25 protein-coding genes are annotated in these 22584 nt (G+C 60.2%); 7 read left to right on the top strand and 18 right to left on the bottom strand.

Features of this window, described 5'->3' with window-relative positions; all coding sequences use genetic code 11:
* Positions 1-150: 150 nt before the first annotated feature.
* The 3 genes from BS629_RS09360 to BS629_RS09370 form a co-directional block, all read right to left on the bottom strand.
* The gene (locus tag BS629_RS09360; protein WP_018244820.1) at positions 151-1062 is read right to left on the bottom strand and encodes a flagellin N-terminal helical domain-containing protein; all 912 of its coding nucleotides are present in this window, start codon (positions 1060-1062) and stop codon (positions 151-153) included.
* A 247-nt stretch (positions 1063-1309) separates the two neighbouring features.
* Positions 1310-2218 (bottom strand): flagellin N-terminal helical domain-containing protein, encoded by a 909-nt coding sequence (locus tag BS629_RS09365; RefSeq protein WP_018244819.1) that lies wholly within the window; start codon positions 2216-2218, stop codon positions 1310-1312.
* A gap of 281 nt (positions 2219-2499) precedes the next feature.
* Complete coding sequence (locus tag BS629_RS09370) at positions 2500-3405, bottom strand: flagellin N-terminal helical domain-containing protein (RefSeq protein ID WP_018244818.1); 906 nt, start codon at positions 3403-3405, stop codon at positions 2500-2502.
* 445 nt (positions 3406-3850) lie between these two features.
* Between BS629_RS09370 and BS629_RS09375 the strand changes: the two genes are divergently transcribed.
* Positions 3851-5767, top strand: coding sequence for an O-linked N-acetylglucosamine transferase, SPINDLY family protein (locus tag BS629_RS09375; protein ID WP_032981411.1), 1917 nt, complete (start codon positions 3851-3853; stop codon positions 5765-5767).
* 242 nt (positions 5768-6009) lie between these two features.
* Here BS629_RS09375 and fliP read toward each other — a convergent pair whose 3' ends face one another.
* The 13 genes from fliP to flgF form a co-directional block, all read right to left on the bottom strand.
* On the bottom strand, positions 6010-6747 hold the full coding sequence (fliP, locus tag BS629_RS09380; protein WP_018244816.1) for a flagellar type III secretion system pore protein FliP: 738 nt from the start codon (positions 6745-6747) through the stop codon (positions 6010-6012).
* Positions 6744-7247, bottom strand: coding sequence for a flagellar basal body-associated FliL family protein (locus BS629_RS09385; protein ID WP_018244815.1), 504 nt, complete (start codon positions 7245-7247; stop codon positions 6744-6746). Before BS629_RS09385 ends, fliP begins: the two co-directional genes overlap by 4 nt.
* 12 nt (positions 7248-7259) lie before the next feature.
* Positions 7260-7976 (bottom strand): flagellar basal body L-ring protein FlgH, encoded by a 717-nt coding sequence (flgH, locus tag BS629_RS09390; RefSeq protein ID WP_003556536.1) that lies wholly within the window; start codon positions 7974-7976, stop codon positions 7260-7262.
* Positions 7973-8515 carry a MotE family protein gene (locus tag BS629_RS09395; RefSeq protein WP_018244814.1) on the bottom strand — a complete coding sequence of 181 codons (543 nt, stop codon included), beginning with the start codon at positions 8513-8515 and terminating at the stop codon, positions 7973-7975. The genes flgH and BS629_RS09395 overlap by 4 nt, the downstream gene beginning before the upstream one ends.
* Positions 8512-9633, bottom strand: a complete 1122-nt coding sequence (locus BS629_RS09400; protein ID WP_018244813.1) for a flagellar basal body P-ring protein FlgI — start codon at positions 9631-9633, stop codon at positions 8512-8514. The genes BS629_RS09395 and BS629_RS09400 overlap by 4 nt, the downstream gene beginning before the upstream one ends.
* A complete protein-coding gene (flgA, locus tag BS629_RS09405; protein ID WP_018244812.1) occupies positions 9630-10112 on the bottom strand; it encodes a flagellar basal body P-ring formation chaperone FlgA in 483 nt (160 codons plus the stop codon). The genes BS629_RS09400 and flgA overlap by 4 nt, the downstream gene beginning before the upstream one ends.
* A 15-nt stretch (positions 10113-10127) precedes the next feature.
* A complete protein-coding gene (gene flgG / locus BS629_RS09410) occupies positions 10128-10916 on the bottom strand; it encodes a flagellar basal-body rod protein FlgG (protein ID WP_018244811.1) in 789 nt (262 codons plus the stop codon).
* A 19-nt stretch (positions 10917-10935) separates the two neighbouring features.
* Complete coding sequence (gene fliE, locus BS629_RS09415; protein ID WP_018244810.1) at positions 10936-11277, bottom strand: flagellar hook-basal body complex protein FliE; 342 nt, start codon at positions 11275-11277, stop codon at positions 10936-10938.
* A gap of 2 nt (positions 11278-11279) precedes the next feature.
* The gene (flgC, locus tag BS629_RS09420; RefSeq protein ID WP_018244809.1) at positions 11280-11696 is read right to left on the bottom strand and encodes a flagellar basal body rod protein FlgC; all 417 of its coding nucleotides are present in this window, start codon (positions 11694-11696) and stop codon (positions 11280-11282) included.
* Positions 11697-11700: 4 nt separating this feature from the next.
* Positions 11701-12093 (bottom strand): flagellar basal body rod protein FlgB, encoded by a 393-nt coding sequence (flgB, locus tag BS629_RS09425; protein ID WP_018072565.1) that lies wholly within the window; start codon positions 12091-12093, stop codon positions 11701-11703.
* 180 nt (positions 12094-12273) lie between these two features.
* Positions 12274-12816, bottom strand: coding sequence for a hypothetical protein (locus BS629_RS09430; protein WP_018244808.1), 543 nt, complete (start codon positions 12814-12816; stop codon positions 12274-12276).
* A gap of 2 nt (positions 12817-12818) precedes the next feature.
* Positions 12819-14216, bottom strand: coding sequence for a flagellar protein export ATPase FliI (fliI, locus tag BS629_RS09435; protein WP_018244807.1), 1398 nt, complete (start codon positions 14214-14216; stop codon positions 12819-12821).
* A gap of 21 nt (positions 14217-14237) precedes the next feature.
* Positions 14238-14972, bottom strand: a complete 735-nt coding sequence (gene flgF, locus BS629_RS09440; RefSeq protein ID WP_018244806.1) for a flagellar basal-body rod protein FlgF — start codon at positions 14970-14972, stop codon at positions 14238-14240.
* Between the two features lie 254 nt (positions 14973-15226).
* Here flgF and motA point away from each other — a divergent pair, with 254 nt between their 5' ends.
* The 6 genes from motA to BS629_RS09470 all read left to right on the top strand — a co-directional run bounded on the left by motA (position 15227) and on the right by BS629_RS09470 (position 20634).
* Positions 15227-16099, top strand: a complete 873-nt coding sequence (gene motA, locus BS629_RS09445) for a flagellar motor stator protein MotA (protein ID WP_077988129.1) — start codon at positions 15227-15229, stop codon at positions 16097-16099.
* Positions 16100-17050, top strand: a complete 951-nt coding sequence (locus BS629_RS09450; protein ID WP_018244804.1) for a FliM/FliN family flagellar motor switch protein — start codon at positions 16100-16102, stop codon at positions 17048-17050.
* 65 nt (positions 17051-17115) lie between these two features.
* Positions 17116-17703, top strand: a complete 588-nt coding sequence (gene fliN, locus BS629_RS09455) for a flagellar motor switch protein FliN (RefSeq protein WP_018244803.1) — start codon at positions 17116-17118, stop codon at positions 17701-17703.
* 28 nt (positions 17704-17731) lie between these two features.
* Positions 17732-18772 carry a flagellar motor switch protein FliG gene (fliG, locus tag BS629_RS09460; protein ID WP_018244802.1) on the top strand — a complete coding sequence of 347 codons (1041 nt, stop codon included), beginning with the start codon at positions 17732-17734 and terminating at the stop codon, positions 18770-18772.
* Between the two features lie 333 nt (positions 18773-19105).
* Positions 19106-20185, top strand: a complete 1080-nt coding sequence (gene flhB / locus BS629_RS09465) for a flagellar biosynthesis protein FlhB (protein WP_026188625.1) — start codon at positions 19106-19108, stop codon at positions 20183-20185.
* Between the two features lie 5 nt (positions 20186-20190).
* Entirely contained in the window at positions 20191-20634 is a 444-nt protein-coding gene (locus BS629_RS09470; RefSeq protein ID WP_018244800.1) for a hypothetical protein, read from the top strand.
* A gap of 106 nt (positions 20635-20740) precedes the next feature.
* On the opposite strand, the gene visR is transcribed toward BS629_RS09470, so the two are convergent.
* Together visR and visN are read right to left on the bottom strand one after the other, a co-directional pair.
* Positions 20741-21487: a transcriptional regulator VisR gene (gene visR / locus BS629_RS09475; RefSeq protein WP_018244799.1), complete on the bottom strand. Its 747-nt coding sequence runs from the start codon at positions 21485-21487 to the stop codon at positions 20741-20743.
* A gap of 8 nt (positions 21488-21495) precedes the next feature.
* Positions 21496-22242: a transcriptional regulator VisN gene (gene visN, locus BS629_RS09480; RefSeq protein ID WP_026188624.1), complete on the bottom strand. Its 747-nt coding sequence runs from the start codon at positions 22240-22242 to the stop codon at positions 21496-21498.
* Positions 22243-22584: the final 342 nt, after the last annotated feature.

The following is a 22584-nucleotide window of genomic DNA, read 5'->3' on the forward strand; positions in this document are numbered from 1 at the left end:
AGCGCAGCACTGAGCCTGGCGCAGCGATCGAAATGTCGACCAAAGCATTGATATAAAAGAAAGAACCGCGCCATTTCGGGCGCGGTCCGGGAGGCTTTGCGCTTGCTGCCAGACGGTGGCGCAAGATTCGGTCCAGCTTCAGCGCCAGATTTAGCTGCGGAACAGCGTGAGGATATTCTGAGCGCTGGAGTTGGCGATCGACAGCGACTGGATGGCCAGCTGCTGCTGCGTTTGCAGCGCCGTCAGCTTGCTCGATTCCTCTTCCATGTCTGCATCGACGAGGCGGCCGACGCCCGAGTCGATCGAGTCGCTGAGCGCGCCGACGAAGTTTTCCTGCAGCTCGATGCGAGTGGAAATCGAGCCGAGCTGCGATGCAGCCTTGGTCATGGCATCCAGGCCGGCCTCGATTGACGTCAGGGCCATGGAGATCTCAACCGAGCCGAAAGTGCTGATGTCCATCGAGTAGATCGAGCCGATCGTACCAGATGATGTGCCGAGAATGCCGGAGCTCGTCTCGATCGTGCCAGTCGAGGTCATGCCGAAGAGGACGTTGCCCGCGGAGCTCGAGTTCAGAATGTAGTCCGTTGTCTTGACCGAGACATTGCCGTTGCCATCGCGCACGAAGGTGGAAACGACGCTCTTGGTGCCGTCAGCGCCGGCAACCCAGTTTTCACCGGAGAAGGAAGCCGATTGCGCGATGCTCAGAAGCTGCTGCTGCAGCTGGCTGATTTCTTCCTGAATCTTGGTTTTGTCGACGCCCTTTTCGGTCGCGGCGACGATCTTCGCCTTGATTTCGCTGATGACGTCGATGGCGCTGTCCATCGCGGAGTAAGCGGTGTCGACCTTGGCGGCGCCGAGGCCGAGAGCGTCGGAAACGGCGGAAAGTGCCTTGTTGTCCGAACGCATGGTCGTTGCGATCGACCAGTAGGCGGCGTTATCGGCTGCCTTTTCGACGCGGTAACCCGACGATACGTGGTTCTGCGTCGTTTCTAGGCTGTCGTTGATTCCGCGGAGTGTCTGAAGAGCGGCCATCGCCGCGACGTTCGTCAAAATGCTGGTCATGAAATGATTGCCCCTTGTTGGCAAATGGAAAAAAGGGACATTCCGGGAAGCTACCGGGAACGGGGATCAGCCTCATGCCTGTTAACCGGTTCTTAAATTTGGTTAACTCGCCGTCTCGTTGACCGCAGAAGACAGCATTATGGTTAATCAACAGTTAACGGAAATTAAAAAAGCCGCGCTCCATTGAAGCGCGGCTCGATTCCGAGATGCCCGCCGGAGACCGGCGGGCCGATATTTCCGAGGGTTATTAGCCGCGGAACAGCGTGAGGATGGTCTGCGAAGAGGAGTTCGCAATCGACAGCGACTGGACCGCCAGCTGCTGCTGGGTCTGCAGGGCGCTGAGCTTGGAGGACTCTTCTTCCATGTTGGCGTCAACGAGACGGCCGACACCGGAGTCGATCGAGTCGCTGAGGGCGGACACGAAGTTTTCCTGCAGCTCGATGCGCTTGGAGATCGAGCCGAGCTGAGCGCCGGCGCTGGTCATGGCCTTCAGAGCCGATTCAACGTTGGTCAGAGCCGACTGGATCTGGCCGAGGGTGAAGTTGGTGATGTCCATTGCGTAGACAGAACCGGTCGCACCATTCGAAGTACCGAGGATACCCGTGGAGGTTTCGACCGAGCCGCCGCTCATACCGAACAGAACGTTGCCCGTGGAGCTGTCGTCGAGAATATAGTCGGTCATCACGACCGAAACGGCGTTGGAGCCGTCGCGGACGAACGACGAAACGACGTTCTTGGTGCCGTCAGCGCCGGCAACCCAGTTTTCACCGGAGAAGGAAGCCGACTGCGCGATGCTCATCAGCTGCTGCTGCAGCTGGCTGATTTCTTCCTGGACCTTGGCCTTGTCGACGCCGTTTTCAGTCGCGGCAACCAGCTTGGCCTTGATGTCGCCGACGACATCGATAGCGCTGTCCATGGCGGAGTAAGCGGTGTCGACCTTTGCAGCGCCGAGGCCGAGAGCGTCGGAAACGGCGGAAAGTGCCTTGTTGTCCGAACGCATGGTCGTTGCGATCGACCAGTAAGCAGCGTTGTCGGAAGCCTTGCCGACGCGATAGCCGGACGAAACGTGAGCCTGGGTTTCCTGGAGACCCTGGTTGATACCACGGAGAGTCTGGAGGGCTGCCATTGCAGCGTTATTGGTGTTGATGCTCGTCATAGTTTGCTTGCCCCTTGTTGGCAGATCTTAAGAAGGGACATTCCGGATTTCGGCCGGCCCACAGCGATCAGCATCATGCCTGTTAACCATCTCTGTTAAGGTTAACTCGCCGTTTCGATGGGCCTAGAAAACAGCAAGATGGTTAAAGAAAGCTAAATCGAGATCGGAAATTATTCAAAAATATCTGAGGCTTAGAAGGATTTTCATTAACCTTATATTAAAACATTTCGCGGCCGGGGATGACCCGGCCGCGAAACTTGGAAACCTTGTGCCGACCGGTCTTAGCGGAAGAGCGACAGGATGTTCTGCGAAGAGGAGTTCGCGATCGACAGCGACTGGATCGCCAGCTGCTGCTGGGTCTGCAGGGCGCTGAGCTTGGAGGACTCTTCTTCCATGTTGGCGTCAACGAGACGGCCGACACCGGAGTCGATCGAGTCGCTGAGAGCAGACACGAAGTCGTCCTGGGCGTCGATGCGGCTGGAGAGCGAACCGAGAGCAGCGCCGGCGCTGGTCATGGCCTTCAGAGCCGCTTCAACGTTGGTCAGAGCCGACTGGATCTGGCCGGCGGTGAAGTTGGTGATGTCCATCGCGTAGATCGAACCGGTCGCACCACTCGAAGTGCCGAGGATACCGGTGGAGGTTTCGACCGAACCGCCGCTCATGCCGAACAGAACGTTGCCCGCAGAGCCGCTGTCGAGAACGTAGTCGGTCGTGGTGATCGAAACGGCGTTGGAGCCGTCGCGGACGAACGAGGAGACGACGCTCTTGGTGCCAGAGGCGCCGGCAACCCAGTTTTCGCCGTTGAAGGAAGCCGACTGAGAGATGCTCAGGAGCTGCTGCTGCAGCTGACCGATTTCTTCCTGGACCTTGGCCTTGTCGACGCCGTTTTCAGTCGCGGCAACCAGCTTGGCCTTGATGTCGCCGACGACATCGATGGCGCTGTCCATGGCGGTGTAAGCGGTGTCGACCTTGGCAGCGCCTACGCCGAGAGCGTCGGAAACGGCGGAAAGTGCCTTGTTGTCCGAGCGCATGGTCGTTGCGATCGACCAGTAAGCAGCGTTGTCCGAAGCCTTTTCAACGCGGTAACCAGAAGAAACGTGGTTCTGCGTGTTGTTGAGGCTCTGGTTAACGCTACGCAGCGTCTGGAGAGCGGCCTGCGCGGAAGTATTGGTGTTAATGCTTGTCATAAGTCTGTCCCCTGGAAAACTAGATACAAAAAGGAGGACATACCGGACTATAGTACCGGCGATGACGGACCAGCTTCATGCTACTCGGCGCCTTTTTTGTTTGGCCCAAACCCGTCATGTCCAGGGCAATCTCGCAGCCAATGCTTGCCAACTCCTTAAAAATACAGGCCCCAGGCCGGCTCCTCGCAGGGGATAGTTAATGCTTGCTGAATATATTCCTTGGCACTCTAATTCTCTTGAAAACCAAGCGTTTTCCCTAGGCAAAAGTCGGCATTTCCCCGCGAAAACAGAGGTTCACCAAGCGCACCGGTTTCAAGCAAGCTTCGAATGCCAATGTGGCAGGCGCCGGGATAGCACCATCGGACCGATCCGCCCGTTTTGCGGAGGACGGCCTGTCCGTGCCTCGGCGGTCGACGCCAGAACATTTCCTTCACGGAGTTGGGTTTTGAACAGCAAAGTTTCGTTCTCTGCGGCATCCAAGGATTACCAGATGGGCCGCTACACACAGTCCTTGGCGACGCTCAACCAGTTGATGGATATCCAGCAGGACGCCAAGACCTATGCGCTGCTGGCCAAGAACCTCGTGCAGCTCGGCTTCAAGGCCGATGCCGCGAAAGCCTATGGCCTGGCCGGCAACTGCGAAGGACCGAACTCCTACGAATACCAGAAACAGGCGGCCAAGCTGCACTACGAGACCGGCAACGAGGACGATGCGCTGCTGATCGCCATGCGAAACCTTAGCAAGGCGCAGGAAGACGCGGAACTCGCCTTCATCATCACCGCGATCTATCTGAAGCGGCAGCAGCGCGATATCATCCGCCCGTTCAAGACGGTGCTGTCGCAGAGCGCCAATCCCGATCATATGCGCCTGGCGGCCCTGCTTCTGAGCGACGATCTGAACGACGCAACCAACCAGAGCCTCTCGCGCAACCTCTTCAAGCGGTTTCCGGGCAATCTTGCATTCCGCTTCCTGCATCTGGTTTTCGCCCGCGAATTCAATGAGTTCGAAGAGGCAAGCAAACATCAGGCGGTGATCGATGCCTCACTCGCAAAGGGCGATGTCGAGATCCTGCGCAAGGATAACCCGTTCTATCATCTGCACTGGTGCGGCAACGAGGATTTCAACCGATATGCGACGATCGGCACCACCCCCCTCAACCCGGAACGGGTGGCCCTCCGCCGCAACCAGCCGCACAGCTGGTCGAACAAGATCCGGATCGGCTACATGTCATCGGACTTCTGGGATCGCCACGCCACGATGAAGCTCTTGCAGCGCATCCTCGAACTGCACGACAAGGATCGGTTCGAGGTGACGCTCTTCTGCCATACAGGCCCTGAGTACCTCAAACACAACAATACCGATCGCAGCCGCTGGGGCCGGATCGTCACCGTTCACGGCTTCTCCGACCAGGGGATGCTGGCGGCGGTGCGCGAGCATAATATCGACATCATGGTCGACCTGAAGGGCCATACTTCGGGCAGCCGCGCGTCGGCCTTCAATTTGCCGCTCGCGCCGGTGCATGTCGGCTGGCTCGGCTTCCCCGGCAGCACGGTCAATATCGATCTCGACTACGTCATCGGCGACCATTCCGTATTGCCCGAGGTGGCCAAGCCCTTCTACCATGAGAAATTCTGCCGGCTGCCGGAGAGCTACCAGCCGAACGACCCGATGCATCGCCCGAAGCCGCGTCCTGTCACCCGCGAGCAGCTCGGCCTGCCGGAAGACGCCTTCATCTTCGCGTCCTTCAACGGCAACCGCAAGATCACGCCGGAGACGATCGACAGCTGGTGCCGCATCCTCAAGCGCGCGCCAAACAGCGTGCTCTGGCTGATGGCGAACACGCCGCGCAACCAGGCGAACCTCTTGAAGCAATTCCAGGCGGCGGGGATCTCCGCCAAGCGGATCATCTTCTGCCCGCGCGCGCCCTACGAAGAGCACATCGACCGTCAGCAGGCGGCGGACATCGGCATCGACACCTTCCCCGTCAACGGCCACACGACCACCTCGGAGCAGCTCTGGGGCGGCCTGCCGGTCCTGACCGTCAAGGGCACCAACTTCGCCTCACGCGTCAGCGAGAGCCTGCTCAGGGCCATCGACCTGCCCGAACTCGTGGCAAGCGACCTGCAGGCCTATGAGGATCTTGCCGTCGAACTGGCTGAGAATCCCGCGCGGATCGCGCAATACAAGGCGCATCTCAAGGAGAAGCGTTATATCGCGCCGCTCTTCGATGCCGAACGGTTCTGCGACCATCTGGAGCAGGCCTATGAAATCATGGCCGAGCGTGCCAAGCAGGGTCTTGCACCCGATCACATGGACATTCCGGCGCTGCCGCCGCGCACGGCGCCGTTCGCGGCCGAGTGAGGTTCGATCCGCACTCCGTTGCGCGTCGGTTCAGGCGCGCAACGGGCGCTGCAGCACTTTGGGATGGCTGCACAATTAGAAACCCGCCGGAGCGATCCGGCGGGTTTTCTCATTGGCGAATATCAAGCTGCGGCAGCCGGCTAGAGCAATTCCAGGAAAAATGCGAAGCGGTTTTCCGTCCGGAATTGCGTAAAAACAAAAGGATAGAGCGGTTCTGCGCTTCCGTTAAAAGCTGAACCGCTCTAGCTGAACGAGCGCACCAGGCTGCCGACGAGCAGGTTCCAGCCGTCGATCAGCACGAAGAAGAGAATCTTGAAGGGCAGCGAGATCGAGGTCGGCGGCAGCATCATCATGCCCATCGCCATGGTGATGGTGGCGACGATGAGGTCGATGACGAGGAACGGCAGCACGACGAGGAAGCCGATCTCGAAGCCGCGGCGAATCTCAGAAATCATGAAGGCCGGGATCAGCACGCGGTAGTCGATCGGATTGGTCGTCTGGATATTCTGCCCGCGTTCGCGCGCCAGATCGACGAAGAGCGCCAGATCCTTGTCGCGGGTATTGGCCGCCATGAAGGTGCGGAAGGGTTCGGCGATACGCTGGACCGCCTCGGTCTCGTTGATCTGATTGGCAAGCAGCGGCTGCACGCCGTTCTGCCAGGCCTGATCAAAGGTCGGCGACATGACATAGAAGGTCATGAACAGCGACAGCGACAAAAGGATCATGTTGGAAGGCGTCGAGGAGAGGCCCATCCCTGAGCGCAGGATCGAGAAGGCGATGATGAAGCGCGGGAAGCTCGTCACCATGATCAGGATGCCCGGCGCGACCGAAAGAATGGTCAGCAGGCCGAATGTGCGGATGATCCAGGCGGCGACGGAGCCATCGACCGGCACGTTCAACAAGTCAGTCGGCAGCTGCTGTGCCACCGCCAGTTCCGGTACCGCCATCATGGCGGCAAGGAAAACTATGAGACGAATCATTCGATGACAAATGTCCTGAACATGACCTTCGATACCCGCCCTTGCGAGCGAAGGTCAACACGTTCCTGTATGTCATCCTTGAGATATTGAAAGCCGCGCGGCCCCTCGATCTGCTGAAGGGAAACGGTTCTGATGTAGGCGAGGATATCCTGATGAATTTCCTCGGAAACCTTGACATCCGGCGGCCCGTTGAACAGCAGCGCGACTTCGAGTCGCACCCAGTTTTCTGAGGGGTAGGCGAGGTTCGAGGTGATCGGCTCGAGCTGGACGACGCTGTTGGCCTCGGTCGAGATGCGCGCCAGACCTTCCTCGGCCTTCTTCTTGGCCTCGGCATCCTTGGCCTGCTCGACCTCCTTGGCACCCTTAATGTTGGGCGCGACGATGGTGCCGACCGCCCAGCCGCCGCCGGCGCCGAGCAGGGTCAGGACGACGACGCCGATGATCGTCATCAGCGTGCCGGATTTCTTCGGTTGGCCTGCGCTTGCGTCTGGTTCTGCCATCGTCGTTCAGCCTCAAAGCGGCGAGAAAAGATCGACGGCCTGCTGGCCGCGCGGAGGCTGCTGCACTTCCATCAGGCGGCCGCGGCCACCATAGGAAATGCGGGCTTCGGCGATCTTGTCGTAGGAGATCTGGTTTTCGGCGTTGACGTCCTGCGGACGAACGATACCAGCAACGTTCAGGATGCGCAGTTCCTGGTTCAGGCGGACTTCCTGCGAGCCCGATATGACGAGGTTGCCGTTCTCGAGAATGCCGGTGACGACGGCGGCGACCAGAAGGGTGAGCTTATCGGTGCGCTCGATCTTGCCCTTGCCGTCGGTGCTGGTGTCGGAACCATAGGTCAGATCGGTCTTGGACTCGGGCGTCCAGCCGAAGATCTGGGCGTTGACGTCCCAGTTCATGCCGCTCGAATTCTTGCGGCTGCGGTTGGTCTCGTTGTCGAAGGAGCCCTTGTCGTTGATCTGGATGTCGACGGTCAGGATGTCGCCGACGTTGAGCGCGCGCGCATCCTTGAAGAGAGCGGCCTGCGAATCGCTCCACAGCGAGTAGCCCTGCGCCACGGCGCGCGGCTGCTTCGGATAGAGCGCCATCTGCGGCGTCTGGCCGTAGGCAAGACCGCTTCCGATCGGGCTCATGGCGGGCGCGCGGCCGATCTCGCTGACCGCCGTCGGAGACTGGCAACCTGCAAGGAGTGCGAGGGCGGCGATCGCGGCCGGGAAACGCATATTCATGAAGGATCCTTCGACGTATTGGGATCGGACGCACTGGCAATGACGCTGGCGATGGCAGCGGCCTTCTGCGGGTCCATCTCGTTGAGGATGAGGCTCGACTGCCGCGGGCCGAGCCGCATGATCACAGCGGAGGCCACCTCGATCTTCATGTCCTGCAACTGGAGTGCGGCCGCATCCGGCTTCATCTTCTTGTAGATCTCGGTGAGGCCGGCTTCCGCCTGCTTCAGGAAATCGTCGCGCCGCTTCAGCCAGTCCTGATATTCGGCCTTGCGCTTGTCCATCTCCGCCATGCGGGCGTCGATGTCGGCGCGAAGCTTTTCCAGTTCCTGCTTCTGCAGGAGATAACGCTGGTCGCGGGCGGGCTCGGCAATGTTGGTACAGAACTGCTTGATCTCGTCCTGGGACGTGATGTCGCCAGCCGGCGCATGTTCCTGCGCGAAGGCGCCGGGGATCGACACAAGGACGAGGCCCGCGGCCGGCAGCGCCAGCCGGCGCAGCAATTGCAGGACCGTCATGTCAGGGTTGATGATCTTGATCATTGCAGCACAAGCTCCGCCTGCAGGGCGCCTGCCGATTTGATGCCCTGGAGAATGGCGATAATACCATCCGGTTTCACCCCGATGTTGTTGAGGCCGGCGACGAGGGTCCGGAGGTCAGGGCCGTCGATGATCGCGACGCGCCCGCCGGTCTGCTGCGCGGCGATATCGGTCTGCGGCTGGACGGCGGTTACGCCGCGCGAGAAGGGTTCGGGCTGGATGATCTGCGGCGTTTCGGTGACCTGAACCGTCAGGGTGCCGTAGCTGACGGCAACCGGCGAGACGCGGACGTCCGAGCCGATGACGATCGTTCCGGTGCGTTCGTTGATGACCACCTTGGCCGGCGTATCGGTCTCGACGATGAGATTTTCGATGTCGGCCATCAGCCGAGTGAGATCGGCCGTGCGCGGCTTCTGGATCACGACTTCCTGCGAATCCTTGGCTTCGGCAACCGGGCCGCCGAAGCGCGCCGAGGCATAACCATTGACGATGTCGGCGATACGGATCGCCGTCGAGAAGTCGGGGTTGCGCAACTGCAGGACGAGATTGACCGAATCCTTGAAGCGGGACGGCAGTTCGCGCTCGATGATCGCGCCGCCAGGCACGCGGCCGGCGGTGGTGACGCCTTCGGTGACGGTCGCCGCCTGGCCCTGCGCCTGAAAACCGGAAACGATGGCAGCACCCTGCGCGACGGCGTAGATCTGGCCGTCGGCGCCGGAAAGCGAGGTCATGACGAGCGTGCCGCCGCGCAGCGACGTCGCATCGCCGAGCGAGCTCACCGTCACGTCGATACGGCTGCCAGGGCTTGCGAAAGGGGGCAGGTTGGCGGTGACCATCACGGCCGCCGTGTTCTTGGCGTTGGACTGGCCGCCCTGCGTCGAGATGCCGAGATTCTGCAGCATCGCGCGCATCGACTGCTCGGTGAAGGGTGAGGACCGGAAGCCGTCGCCGGTCCCCTGGAGGCCGACGATGAGGCCATAACCGATCAGCTGGTTATCGCGGCCGGCCTGAAGGGAGGCGATGTCCTTGATGCGGGAGGTCAGCGCCCAGGCGGGCGCGACATCAGCCAAACTCATGGCGAGAACCGCGACAAGAGTAACGAAACGGAAGAACAATTTCATTTTGCCCTCACATGGACCGTGCCGTCCGCAAGCACCGTGCCGCTGACGATGACGCCGGAATCCATATTGCGCGCGCGGACGACCTGCCCGGTCGCGCCGTCTTCGAGCGGCGTGCCGGCGGCGGAGATCGTCATCGCCCCGAGCGAGAAGACCAGGCGGATCGAGGAGCCACGGGTCACGGTATAGGCCTCGCGCAGGGCCGAAACCGAGATGGTGCGGCCCGGCAACAGCGTGCGCTTGGAAACCATGCCTTCGACCTGCGAAACGGATTTGGCATAATCGCCGGCGAGGTTGGGGTTGGTGACCTCGACCTCCTGAAGCTGGCTGGCCGACAAAGTGTCGCCGGGGTAGATGATCGTGGTCGGGACGACGGCATAACCCATGCCGGCATCCGCGTTCGCGGGCAAGATAATGCCCGCGACTGCGATCGTGGCTGCCGCCACCCATCCTGAGATGTGTCCTGCCCGGCAAAACATCATGTTTCGGCCCTTCCCTTACTTCAGGTTCTTGCTGACGATGGAGGCCATTTCATCAGCGGTGGTGATCACCTTGGAATTCATTTCGTAAGCGCGCTGGGCCGAGATCAGCTCGGTGATTTCCTTCACCGGGTCAACGTTCGAAGATTCCAGGTAACCCTGCTTCATGTAGGCGAAACCTTCCTCATCGGGATTGCCGATGACCGCTTCGCCGGAGGCCGCCGTTTCCTGGAAGAGATTGTCGCCGAGCGGCTGGAGACCCGCCTCGTTGACGAAGTCAGCAAGCGTCAACTGACCGAGCACGGTCGCATCCGTCGCACCCGGCAGCTTGGCAGAAACCTGGCCGGAGCGGCTGATCGTCAGCTCGGTCGAGCCTGTTGGAATGGTGATGCCGGGAAGGACCTCGTAGCCGTCGATGGTGACGAGCTGGCCCTGGTCGTTCTTGTTGAAGGCGCCGGCGCGGGTGTAGAGCGTCGTGCCGTCGGTCGACTGGATCTGGAAGAAGCCCTTGCCGATCAGCGCCACGTCGAGATCGTTGCCGGTCTGGGTCAGTTCGCCCTGGAGATGCAGGTTGCGGACCGCCGAGGTCTGGACGCCGAGGCCGATATTGGCACCTTCCGGAACGACGGCCTGGTTGGCGCGGTTGGCGACACCCTTAGCACGTTCGGTCTGGTAGAGAAGATCCGAGAATTCGGCGCGAGCGCGCTTGAAACCCGTCGTATTGATGTTTGCGATGTTGTTCGCAATGACTTCCAGATTGGTCTGCTGGGCATCCATGCCCGTTGCTGCGATGGCGAGCGCTCTCATGTGTTCGTCCTCAAATCAGTTACATCTGCATCTTGGTGACTTCGAGAAAGGCCGAGACGACCTTGTCGCGGATGGCAATCGCGGTCTGCAGCGTCTGCTCGGCCTGGAGCATGGAATCGACGACTTCACGCGTCGTGGCCGTGCCCTTGATACCGGCAAAGGACATGCTTTCCGCACCCTTCAGGCTGGTGACCGCGTCGCTCGCCATGTTGCCCATGACCGAGGCGAAGCTCATGCCATTGGCGGCACCAGCGGCGCCCGGCATGGTGGCGGCAGACGACGAGGCGGAATTTTCGGCGTCGGCGGCGCCGAGCGCACGGGTCATTGACAGGTTGCTGACATTCTGGACGCTGCTGATCATGATTATTGGCTCTTCAGGAGATCGATCGTGGAGGAGATGAGATCGCGGGTCTGTTTGATGGTCTGCAGATTGGCGTCATACGAGCGGTTGGCTTCGCGCATATCGGCCATCTCGACCAGGATGTTGACGTTCGGCAGCTTGACGACGCCCTTCTTGTCCGCAGCCGGGTTGCTGGGATCGAATTCAGTGCTGAAGTCGCCTTCGTCGACGCCGACCTTCTTGACGCCGACCGTCTCGACGCCGCTGGCGCGATCCATCTGCTGGCCGAAGGTAATCGTCTTGCGCCGATAGGGCTCGGCGCCGGGCGTGTCGCCAGTCGAGCGGGCATTGGCGATGTTTTCCGAGACGATGCGCAGGCGCGTTGACTGCGCTTCGAGCCCGGAGCCGGCGATTTTCATTGCTGCTGAAAGCGGATCCATGACTTTACCTTCTGACGGTCATCAACATCATGCGGTTGAAGGAACTGACCAGCGAGGTGTTCAGATCGTACTGACGCTTGATATCGCCCGACTTGGAAAGCTCCTCGGCCAAACCGACCGTATTGCCGGATTCCTGGACGCCGATTTCCTGGTCGAGTGCAGCCTCCTTGACGTCGATATCGCCGCTGTTGCTGAAATCATTACCGCTGAGATGCGCCGGATTGGTGCGCGCCATGGCGATGTCGGACTTGTCGAGCACAGCGTCAAAGGGCGTGACGTCCTTGGCGTGGAACTTCGGGGTATTGGCATTCGCGATGTTGCCGGCAACAACCTGCTGACGAATCGTCAGCCATTCCGCCTGTCGCGAAGCCAAGTCGAAAAGTTGGATTGGTTGCATGAAACTCTCCGTTTTTACTGTCCCGAACCTAGTGCGGTAATCTTGCGTGGGACTTACGGGAATTCAGGCTTCGAGAGGCTTTTGTGCGAACGCCGCCGCTATCAAAAGAACAGGGGTAAAAGAACAGGGGCTCCGGCCGGTTCGCGGCGGAGCCCCTGTTGCCTGGGTTTGCGGACAGGTTCAGTTGTTCTGGTAGGTCTCGCCCTTGGAGGTGACGATCACCCATTTGCCGTCGCGCTGCTCGAGCGTCGCAAGGCGGCTTTCATCGGGCAGGATCGAGCCGATGCGCACCACATACATCCCGGAGGGATCCTCGATCAGCGCCCGGCCGTTGGAAACATGCAGCAGGCGGAAGGATGATTTGCCGGGGAAGGGCTGATCCTCCAATATGGGGCCGCCATCGCGCTCCTTGCCGAGATCGGACACCGTTGCGGTCGTCAGCGGATCGATCGGCGGGGCCTTTTTGTCCCCCTCGTTCTTGTTGACCATGGCAAGCGGCGAGACGCTGAAGACGTTGCGCGCCGGCCAATCCGGCAGTTCGCGCGAATTGCTGCTGGTGGCAACATTGATGCCGAACTTGTCCGCGTTGAAGAACACGTACCAGGGGAAGAAAGCGGAGGCGCCGGCAAGCGCCAGGCCGGTATAGGTCAGCAGCCGATCCAGGATGACGGTTTTCTTGCGTTGCTTCAGGGAAGCGATGCGTTCGTCGTCGAATTCAGTCACGTCTATCTCCTCTGGATGGGTCCGCCCTGATTGCCCATGCCGGCTGCAGCCTTGAGCGCGCCGGCGAGATCGGCAAAGGCATCGGGCGAGTCGCGATCGCCCGGAGACTGTTTCAGGACGTCGTAAATGATCGGCACCTGCTTGACCGCCATGTCGAGATCGGGATCGGCACCCTGGCGGTAACCGCCGATCAGGCGCAGGTCGCGCGTCTCCTCGAAGCGGTGAATCAGCACCTTTAGCCGCGACACCAGCTTTTCCTGGTCCGGCGTCCAGGCCTTGCGGGCAAGACGCGAGATCGAGGCGAGCGGATCGATCGGAGGATAACGCCCTTCTTCGGCGAGACTGCGCTGCAGGACGATATGACCGTCGAGGATGCCGCGCGTCGAATCGGCAATCGGGTCGTTGTGATTGTCGCCGTCGACGAGGATCGAGATGATCGCCGTGATGGTTCCGGCGCCCTCGGGGCCGGGACCGGCGCGTTCCAGCAGGCGTGGCAGCTCGGTGAAAACGGAAGCGGGATAGCCGCGCGCGATCGGCGGCTCGCCGGAGGCGGTCGCCACCTCGCGGATCGCATGGGCGAAACGCGTGACGCTGTCGACGATGAAGAGGACGTTCTCGCCCTTGTCGCGGAAATGTTCGGCGATGGTGACGGCCGTCAGCGGCGCCATCTTGCGAAGCATCGGGCTCTCGTCGCTGGTTGCGACGACCGCGATCGCCTTCCTCATATTGCTGCCGAGCGTATCCTCGATGAATTCGCGCACCTCGCGGCCGCGTTCGCCGACGAGCGCAATGACAACCTTGTCGAAAGCATCGGCGCGGGCGAGCATGGACAGAAGCGTCGACTTGCCAACACCGGAGCCGGCGAAGATGCCGAGGCGCTGCCCCAGGCAGAGCGGCGAGAAGATGTCGATCGCGCGCACGCCGGTCTTGAAGCCGGTCTCGACACGCTTGCGGGTCATCGAGGGCGGCGCGGTATTGGAGATCGAGCGGCGATCGAGCCCCTCGGTGACCGGACCCAGCCCGTCGATCGGCTCGCCGAGCGAGTTGACGGTGCGTCCACACCAGCTGTCTGACGGTGAAATGCGGAAGGCGCCCTTGCGGATGACGGTATCGTGGATGCCGATCGGCTCGCCGGGTTCGATCGGGCAGACATAGATCAGCTCCGGCTCGACGCGCACGACTTCGCCCAGATGGATGCCGGTCGCCGATTTATGGGCCACGAACTCGCCGAGACGAACATGGCGGGAGAGACCGTGAACCGTGTAGTGGCCGGCGGCGATGGTCTGCACGCGACCGCCATGGGCAACCGCGAACTCCGGCGATGCGTATCGGTCGACGAGGCCCGCCAGATGCGCCAGCTTAGGGGAGAGGCCGTCCTCAGACAGTAGCGTGGTGCTCATACTTTAACTTTCAACTTTCGCCTAGCGGCTGCCCCCAAGTGTCTGGACGGCTTCCTTGAAGGAATCTTCGCTGTCGCGCATCAGCGACGAGACACTTTCGAAGGCGCGGTTGACTTCAATCAGCTGGGTGATCTCGCGCATGGCGTTGACGTTGGAGTTTTCGAGATAACCCTGCTCGACACCGACATTGAAGCGGTCGACGACGGCGCGCGGCTGGTCGGTGGTCATGATGCCGCTGTTTTCGTAGCGCAGGTAACCCTTGCTGATATCGGCCTCGAACAAGCCGAGCGAAGCGACCTGGCGTTTGTCCTGATAGATGATGCCGTCGGTGCCCACGGCCGGCTCGCCGCCTTTCGTGTTAAGCTGGATCGGCGCACCGCCTGCGTCGAGCACGGGATATCCCCTGATCGAGACGAGCTCGCCGGTATCCTTGATCGTGAAGCGACCGTCCCGCGTCAGCACCTGGCCGGCCGGCGTTTCGAGCGAAAACCAGGCATCGCCCTTGATGGCGAAATCCAGCATGTTGCCGGTGTGCTGCAGTTCGCCGTTTCCCTCGTTCAGATAGTCGTTGCCCTGGGAAACGAAGGCGACTTTGGTGTTCAGCTTGTTCTTGGTATTCGCCACCATCTCATCGAACTTCACCTCGGTGGCGCGAAAACCGGTCGTATTCACGTTCGCCATGTTGTCTGCGATGGTGTTCAGACGCTTTTCGAGGGCCATCTGCGACGACAGAGAAACATAAAGACCGGATTGCATGTCGGTAAGCTCCAAGCATTGGCGATGAACGGGACGAAAAGCCGGGCGTCGTCTTGAGTGGTTCGGCCGGGATTTCGCTGAGGCGGCATCTCAGAAACGGGCGCGGGCACCCATTCGTCTCCTTTAGACTGACGGCAGATGCTTGCGCGAAGCTGGCACGCGGAAATGCCTCGCGATCGGGCCTTTCATCAGCCTCACGCAAGGCAGAAACCCTATCCGTCTCAAAGAAAAGCAACGTTCAGATTGGGCTGACGATGAATATCATTATCGGATTTATAGTGACTTGCGGCTGTATCGTCGGCAGCTTCATGGCCATGGGCGGCGAAGTGGACGCGCTGTTCCAGCCCTTCGAATTCCTCATCATCGGCGGCGCCGGCCTCGGCAGCTTCATCATGGCGAACCCGATGAAGGTGGTGAAGGACTCCGGCAAGGCGCTCAGCGAAGCCTTCAGGCACGCTGTGCCGAAGGAACGCAATTATCTCGATACGCTCGGCGTGCTCTATTCGCTGATGCGCGACCTGCGCACCAAGTCGCGAAACGAAATCGAAGCCCATATCGACAATCCGACCGAATCGACGATCTTCCAGGCGGCTCCGACGGTTCTGAAGAACAAGGAGCTTACGGCGTTCATCTGCGACTACGTGCGCCTGATCATCATCGGCAACGCTCGCAGCCACGAGATCGAGGCGCTGATGGACGAAGAGCTCAACACCATCATGCACGACAAGATGAAGCCCTACCACTCGATCCAGATCATGAGCGATTCCTTCCCGGCGATCGGCATCGTCGCGGCCGTTCTCGGGGTCATCAAGGCGATGGCCCACATCAACGATTCGCCTGAAGTGCTCGGCCACCTGATCGGCTCGGCGCTCGTCGGCACCTTCCTCGGCATTCTCTTGTCCTACTGCGTCTGCTCGCCGCTGGTCTCCCAGATCAAGGTCGTGCGCAACAAGCAGCACCGCCTCTACGTCATCGTCAAGCAGACACTGCTTGCCTATATGAACGGCTCGGTGCCGCAGGTCGCTCTCGAATACGGCCGCAAGACGATCTCGGCTTACGAGCGTCCGTCCATCGATGCGGTCGAGCAGGAAATGATGAACCCAGGTGGCGAAAACAAGGCGGCTTAAATGACTATGAGCAATGCTTCGCACGACAAACCGACAATGGATCCTGCCCTCCTCGCCAAGCTGACAGGCGGGCTTGGCGACAGAGGCAGGGTCGCCAAGATCTGCAGTTCCTTCGGGGAAATCTACAGCGAATTCTTTCCCGACGTCATCAAAAGCGAGACCGGCCTCGATGTGACGGTCAACTATCTCGGCTGCGAGATCGGCTACAAGAACCACCTCATCGAAGACCTGAGCGCGAACGTCACACTCGTCGACGCGACGCTGCGCAACTGGTCGCAGAACATTACGCTTGCCTGCGGCAACGGCTTCGTCATCACGCTGATGGAGCATCTGCTCGGCGCCACCGCCGATACGATCGAGGAACCGGCCGACCGAATGCTTTCGATCATCGAGCTCGATCTGGCGGTCATGGTCTTCGACAAGATCGCCAAGGTGCTGCGCTCGGCCGTCAACGCGCCGGGCGGTTTCGAACCGAGCCTTTCGGCCCCGCACGCCCATGACATGCGCGCCCGGCCGCAGGAGGATCGTCCGGATGAATTCGCGGCCGCCATCAACATGTCGATCACGCTTGCCGGCATCGTTTCGGAATTTTCGTTGATCGTTCCGCAGACGGCACTGCTCAAGACCAAGGTGACGCCGCCGAAGCCGAAACGCCAGGCCAGCAGCAACTCGGCGGAATGGACCGAACAGCTCGGTGACCAGGTCCGCCGCTCACATGTCACGCTCGAGGCCAAGATCAGGCTGCAGGACCTGACGCTGCGCACGATATCGAAGCTGATGGTCGGTGACGTCATTCCGTTCCGCGACCACGGCGACGTGCGTGTCGAGGTCAGCGCCAACAGCAAGGAATTGTATGTGTGCGAGTTCGGGCGTTCAGGCGAAAATTACATGGTCCGCGTCAAGGATACGATGAACTCGGATGATGAACTCATCCGTCATTTAATGAATTAATCGGTTCTCTGGCTTTTGGGCTGCAAAGGCAGTTTGAGGCAAGTTTCAACTGGAATAGTGATTTCATGGCTACGAAGAAAACACAGCAGAACAGCGACCTCTCCCTGGATCTTCCGGGCAGCGAAGCGGATCTCGATCAGGCGATCGACGATCTGCGCGGCGTGCTGAAGCAGGATGCCGACGGCGACCTGTCGCAGTTTGGCGACGACCTGCAGAGCGACCCCTTCGCAGCAGGAACGGACCTGGCGGCCTTTGGTGGCGAGACTTCGGAAACCCCCTTTGGCAGCGACGATTTCGGCGGCGACTTCGGCGGCGGCGATGCCAGCCCGGCTGCCGGCATGGATTTCGGCAGCAGCTCCTCCTTCGAGGCGTCCCCGGCCCCGCTCGGCAGCGCTTTGAATTCCAACTTCGACCTGATCATGGACATCCCGATCGACGTCCAGATCATGCTCGGCACCAGCCGCATGCAGGTATCCGGCCTGATGAACCTCAATGAAGGGGCGACGATCGCCCTCGACAAGAAGATCGGTGAACCGGTCGAGATCATGGTGAATGGCCGCAGGATTGCCCGCGGCGAAATTACGGTGCTTGATAACGACGACACGCGATTCGGTGTGAAACTGATAGAAGTTTTGAGTACGAAAAAAGCCTGATCCCTGTGTGGGACGGAGAGGTTAGACCATGATGGACTTTGACGATTTCGGCGGCGCGCTAGCCGGGAAACCGTTGACCCAGGCTGAAAAGGCGGCGGCTGTTCTTCTCGCTATGGGAAAGGGTGTCGCCGGCCGGCTGTTGAAGTATTTCACCCAGGCCGAACTGCAGACCATTATCTCATCCGCCCAGTCGCTGCGCGCCATTCCGCCGGACGAGCTGCTGTTGCTCGTCTCCGAGTTCGAAGACCTCTTCACCGAGGGTGCCGGGCTGATGGACAACGCCAAGGCGATCGAGGCCATTCTGGAAGAAGGCCTGACGCCCGACGAAGTCGATAGCCTGCTCGGCCGCCGCACCGCATTCCAGGCTTACGAAACCTCGATCTGGGATCGCCTCAGCGAGGCGGAGCCGGCATTCGTCGCACAGTTCCTGCTGCGCGAACATCCGCAGACCGTCGCCTATATTCTTTCGATGATGCCCTCCTCCTTCGGCGCCAAGGTGCTGCTGCAGCTTCCCGACAACCGCCGCGCCGACATCATGAACAGAACGGTCAACATGAAGGCGGTCAGCCCCAAGGCTGCGCAGATCATCGAAAACCAGGTCATGACGCTGCTTGCCGAGGTCGAGGCAGAGCGCAATGCAGCCGGCTCGACGAAGGTCGCCGATCTCATGAACGAGCTCGACAAGCCGCAGGTCGACACGCTGCTCAGCTCGCTCGAATCGATCAGCCGCGAGTCGGTCAATAAGGTTCGCCCGAAGATCTTCCTGTTCGAGGACCTCATGTACATGCCGCAGCGCAGCCGCGTCATGCTGCTCAACGACATCTCGACGGATGTGCTCACCGTCGCGCTGCGCGGGTCGCCCCCCGAGATTCGCGAATCGGTTCTCTCCGCCATCAGCCCACGCCAGCGCCGCATGATCGAATCGGATCTGCAGAGCGGCATGGGCGGCGTCAATCCGCGCGAGATCGCGATTGCCCGCCGCGCCGTGGCCCAGGAAGCGATTCGCCTGGCCAATTCCGGCCAGATCGAGCTCAAGGAAAAGGAAGGCGACGCTTCGGCAGCCGCCTAAAACGCGTCGCAGTGAACTGATTCATGCGACTCGTTTTAGTTCCTTGTTTTATGCACGTCGTTATCCCGGAACCGCTGCACACTTCCAGGCGACATGCATCGGCACGTCGAGACTGTTGACAAATCCGGCATGCCGAAAGGCGGCTGTTGATCGCCGTGCCACAGGCGACTACCCTTCCAGCCATAGACCGCTCTAAAGCGCGTCGCATAGAACTCGGTTCCTGCGACGCGCTTTAGATCTTTGTTCTGATGCCTGTCGTTATCGCAAAACCGCTGCACCTTTTTGGGCGGCATGCATTAGCTGCGGCCTATTTCTTTGACGGAGGGCCGCGACTTGGCAGACGATGACAAGGACAGCAAAACAGAAGCCCCAACCGCGAAAAAGCAAAGCGATGCCGCAGAAAAGGGCAACGTGCCGTCTTCGCGCGAACTTTCCATCTTTGCGACGATCCTCGCGACCTTCATTTACCTCGTATTCTTCCTTCCCGACAGCGTCGGACGCATGAGTGAAACGCTGCGCGACATCTTCGAACAGCCCGATCAATGGAAGATCGAGACGGGGCCGGATGTGCTGGCGCTGTTCGGGCGGCTCGGCTGGGCAAGTGCCGCGCTGGTGGCGCCCGCCTTCATCCTGTTCATGGTGTTCGGCATCGCCTCCTCCGTCTTCCAGAATCTGCCGACACTGGTGCTTGAACGCATCCGCCCGCAGGCCTCGCGTATCTCGCCGATCAAAGGCTGGTCACGACTGTTCAGCGTGCCCGGCCTGGTCGAATTCGGAAAATCGCTGTTCAAGGTCGTCGTCGTCGGGGTGATCCTGTTCTTCGTGCTCAGGAGCGAATATTTCGGCTCGATCGACGCGATGTTCTCCGATCCGCAGACGATTCTCGTGCGAATGATGGCAGCGATGCGCAAGATCATCATCGTCATGCTGATCGCCACCGCGATCGTGGCGATCGCCGATCTTTTCTGGACGCGCCATCACTGGTTCACAGAGCTGAAGATGACGCGGCACGAGGTGAAGGAAGAAAACAAGCAGGCGCAGGGCGACCCCTTCGTCAAGAGCCGGCAGCGCTCGCTGATGCGCGACCGCGCGCGCCGGCGCATGATCGCCAACGTGCACCGCGCGACGCTGGTGATTGCAAACCCGACGCATTATGCGGTGGCGCTGCGTTACGCGCGTGAAGAAAACGATGCGCCGGTGGTGCTGGCCAAGGGTCAGGACCTTATTGCGCTCAAAATCAGGGAGATTGCCGAGCAGAACGGTATACCGGTGTTCGAGGATCCGCCGCTTGCGCGCTCCATGTTTGCGCAAGTCTCGATCGATAGTGTCATCCCGTCAGTCTTCTATAAGGCGGTTGCGGAGCTCATCCACCGGGTCTACGCCGCAGACGCCAAGAACAAACGGGTCAGATAAGCCGAATGAAAAAATGTCCCCACTCTACCCAGCGTGAAAAGATCCTCGCAGACGCGATCAGCCCGGTCGCCACTGAACTGCGCCTACTGGATGCTTCTGACCTTATTTCACTGCTGCGCTTCGAGTATTACGGCAATCTTTCCGATCTCGTCGCTTCGGCGGCGGAGCTTTTCTTTCATCCGGGCACGGTGAATTTCGGCCTGGGCGGCAATTATACGCTGGAGTGGGGTGGCAAGCCCGAAGTCGTTCTCGACCTGGAAATCAAACCGCGCGGCGTCACCGTCTACGCGCAGCTCACCCTTGCCGAAGATCACGCCGGCATCGAGATCAATCATATCGCTTTCCAGGATCCCTCGGCCGATCCTGACGAGAACACCATCTTCCTCAAAAAGAGCCTTCGGGAAGCGCGTTACAGCGTGAACCAGCTGCCTCAGTCGCTGGCCGGCTGACGACTTTCAAGACAACCGAGCTTTCACATTCGCCTTGGACCGCAATTCAAAGCGTTACAGCGTCGCTTGCTAAAGAGACGCGCAACGCTGGAAGGACTGCGCGGGTTCAGCTGATATAACCGAGCCGGATTGCCTTGGCGATCGCCTGAATACGGTTGACGGAATCGAGCTTGATGGTCGCCGAGCCGAGATAGGCGTTCACGGTGTGCACCGACAGGCCGAGCTTGTCGGCAATCTCTTCGCTGATGCGGCCGTCGCCCGCAAGCTGCAGACAGGCGATCTCGCGTTCGCTGAGCGCCTCGGCGGCGGCCGTGCGGCGTTCGTCGAGCGAGAGTAGATCCATCATGATATGGCAGCAGCGGCCGTGCAGCTCGACGATGGTATCGCTCGAGGGATCGATCTCATCGCCGGTAAAAAGGATGAAACCGTTGCCGACGGCGCCGAGCCGCACCGGAAAGGCAAGTCCGGAGAAAGGCAGAATACCGTCCTGCAGCCGTGTCATGAACGGCGCGAAGTCCGCCGGACCGGGCGCCGCACGGTCGTAACCGCCGGCCCATGAAAGCGGCAGCAGCGATTTGTCGATATGGTCGAGAAGAATATCGCCATAGGCGTCCGTGAAGGCCTTGCCGAAACCGGCATTGGACGGTCCCCAGTTCTCAAGCTCGCAGACAAGCCGCTGCTTTGCCGGAAGGCCCGAACCGCTGACGCGGAAGATCGCGAATCCTTGCGCATCGACGAGCTTCTGCATCGCGATCAGCCGCGGAAAAAGATCGGACCGGCTGGAAATCCTGCTCACACGCACCATGCGCAGCTGCTCAGCGCTGCTCATCGTCCTGCCTGATGGGTGCCCCATAGATCCCCCTATACGAGATTATTCCGGACGGCGAAAGCAATGGCCTCGGACCGGGTCTTGGTCGCCGTCTTGCGCATCACACTGGTGATGTAGTTGTTGATGGTATTGCGGGAAATTCCGAGGATCATCGCGATCTCGTCGCTGGTCTTGCCCTCGGCAATCCAGAACAGGCATTCCAGTTCCCGGTCCGTCAATTCGAAATCGCGATCGACCCTCGTCCCGCCGCAGCGAAGGAAGCTCGCGACATAACCTGCAAGCAGACCGACATCGCGCAACCGCTCCGGCGAAAGAATGAATCCCTCGCCGAACAGGAACATCAGAGCCAGCCGCGACCGGCCGACATTGAAGGTCACCGAACAATATTGGCGGCTGGCGCCGTCCGGAACTTCGGCACTGTCAGGCAGAAGAGCAAAATTCGGCTGGAAGACCTGCATGCATCTTTCCAGCTCGGTGGAACGGGCATAGCCGCGGACCAGATCATTGGCGATGTCCCTGACCAGGTCGAAGGGCCAATCAGACGAAACGATGAAATCGAGGCCACTTTCCTGAAGGAGATCGCAGCGCGCCAGAAGGTAGTGCGAAGCACCCACGTAGTCCGTCAGTGCGCGCAGACCAGACTGCAACCTGCCGCTGCTGGTGACACCGTGGAGGCGCTGGAGCAGCTTATCGCGCGGCAACAGATCCGGCACCACCGCGCTCGCGAAATTCGCCATCTGCCTCTCGCCTTTGCTCGCCTGAATTACATTCATATCCATTGGCAACGTCCTGCGGCTGAGAAACGATCGAACTCGGTGCAACAGCAATTTTTCTGTAAGGGATTCAATTCAAGTCCCGCTCGAATCCCATTTCGAATCACCTAAGGGTAAGCCAGCCGATGCAAATCACCATCTCCGACTTCTAGGGATTTACTTTCGCTGTCGCCAATGCACTGATTCGATCACTCGTTCCAGCCTTCAAGATATAGGGAGGCTAAGGTGATTCTGGCGGCATCGCAACTTGCTTCGCGTTTTACGCGAGTCAATCTCATCATGTCGCGCTACAGCCGCATTTCAGTGGTCGGGTCTATCGTCTTATTCGAATTCCCGACCCTGATTGTC

Origin of the sequence: Rhizobium leguminosarum bv. viciae USDA 2370, assembly GCF_002008365.1 — a bacterium.
GTDB lineage: Bacteria > Pseudomonadota > Alphaproteobacteria > Rhizobiales > Rhizobiaceae > Rhizobium > Rhizobium leguminosarum.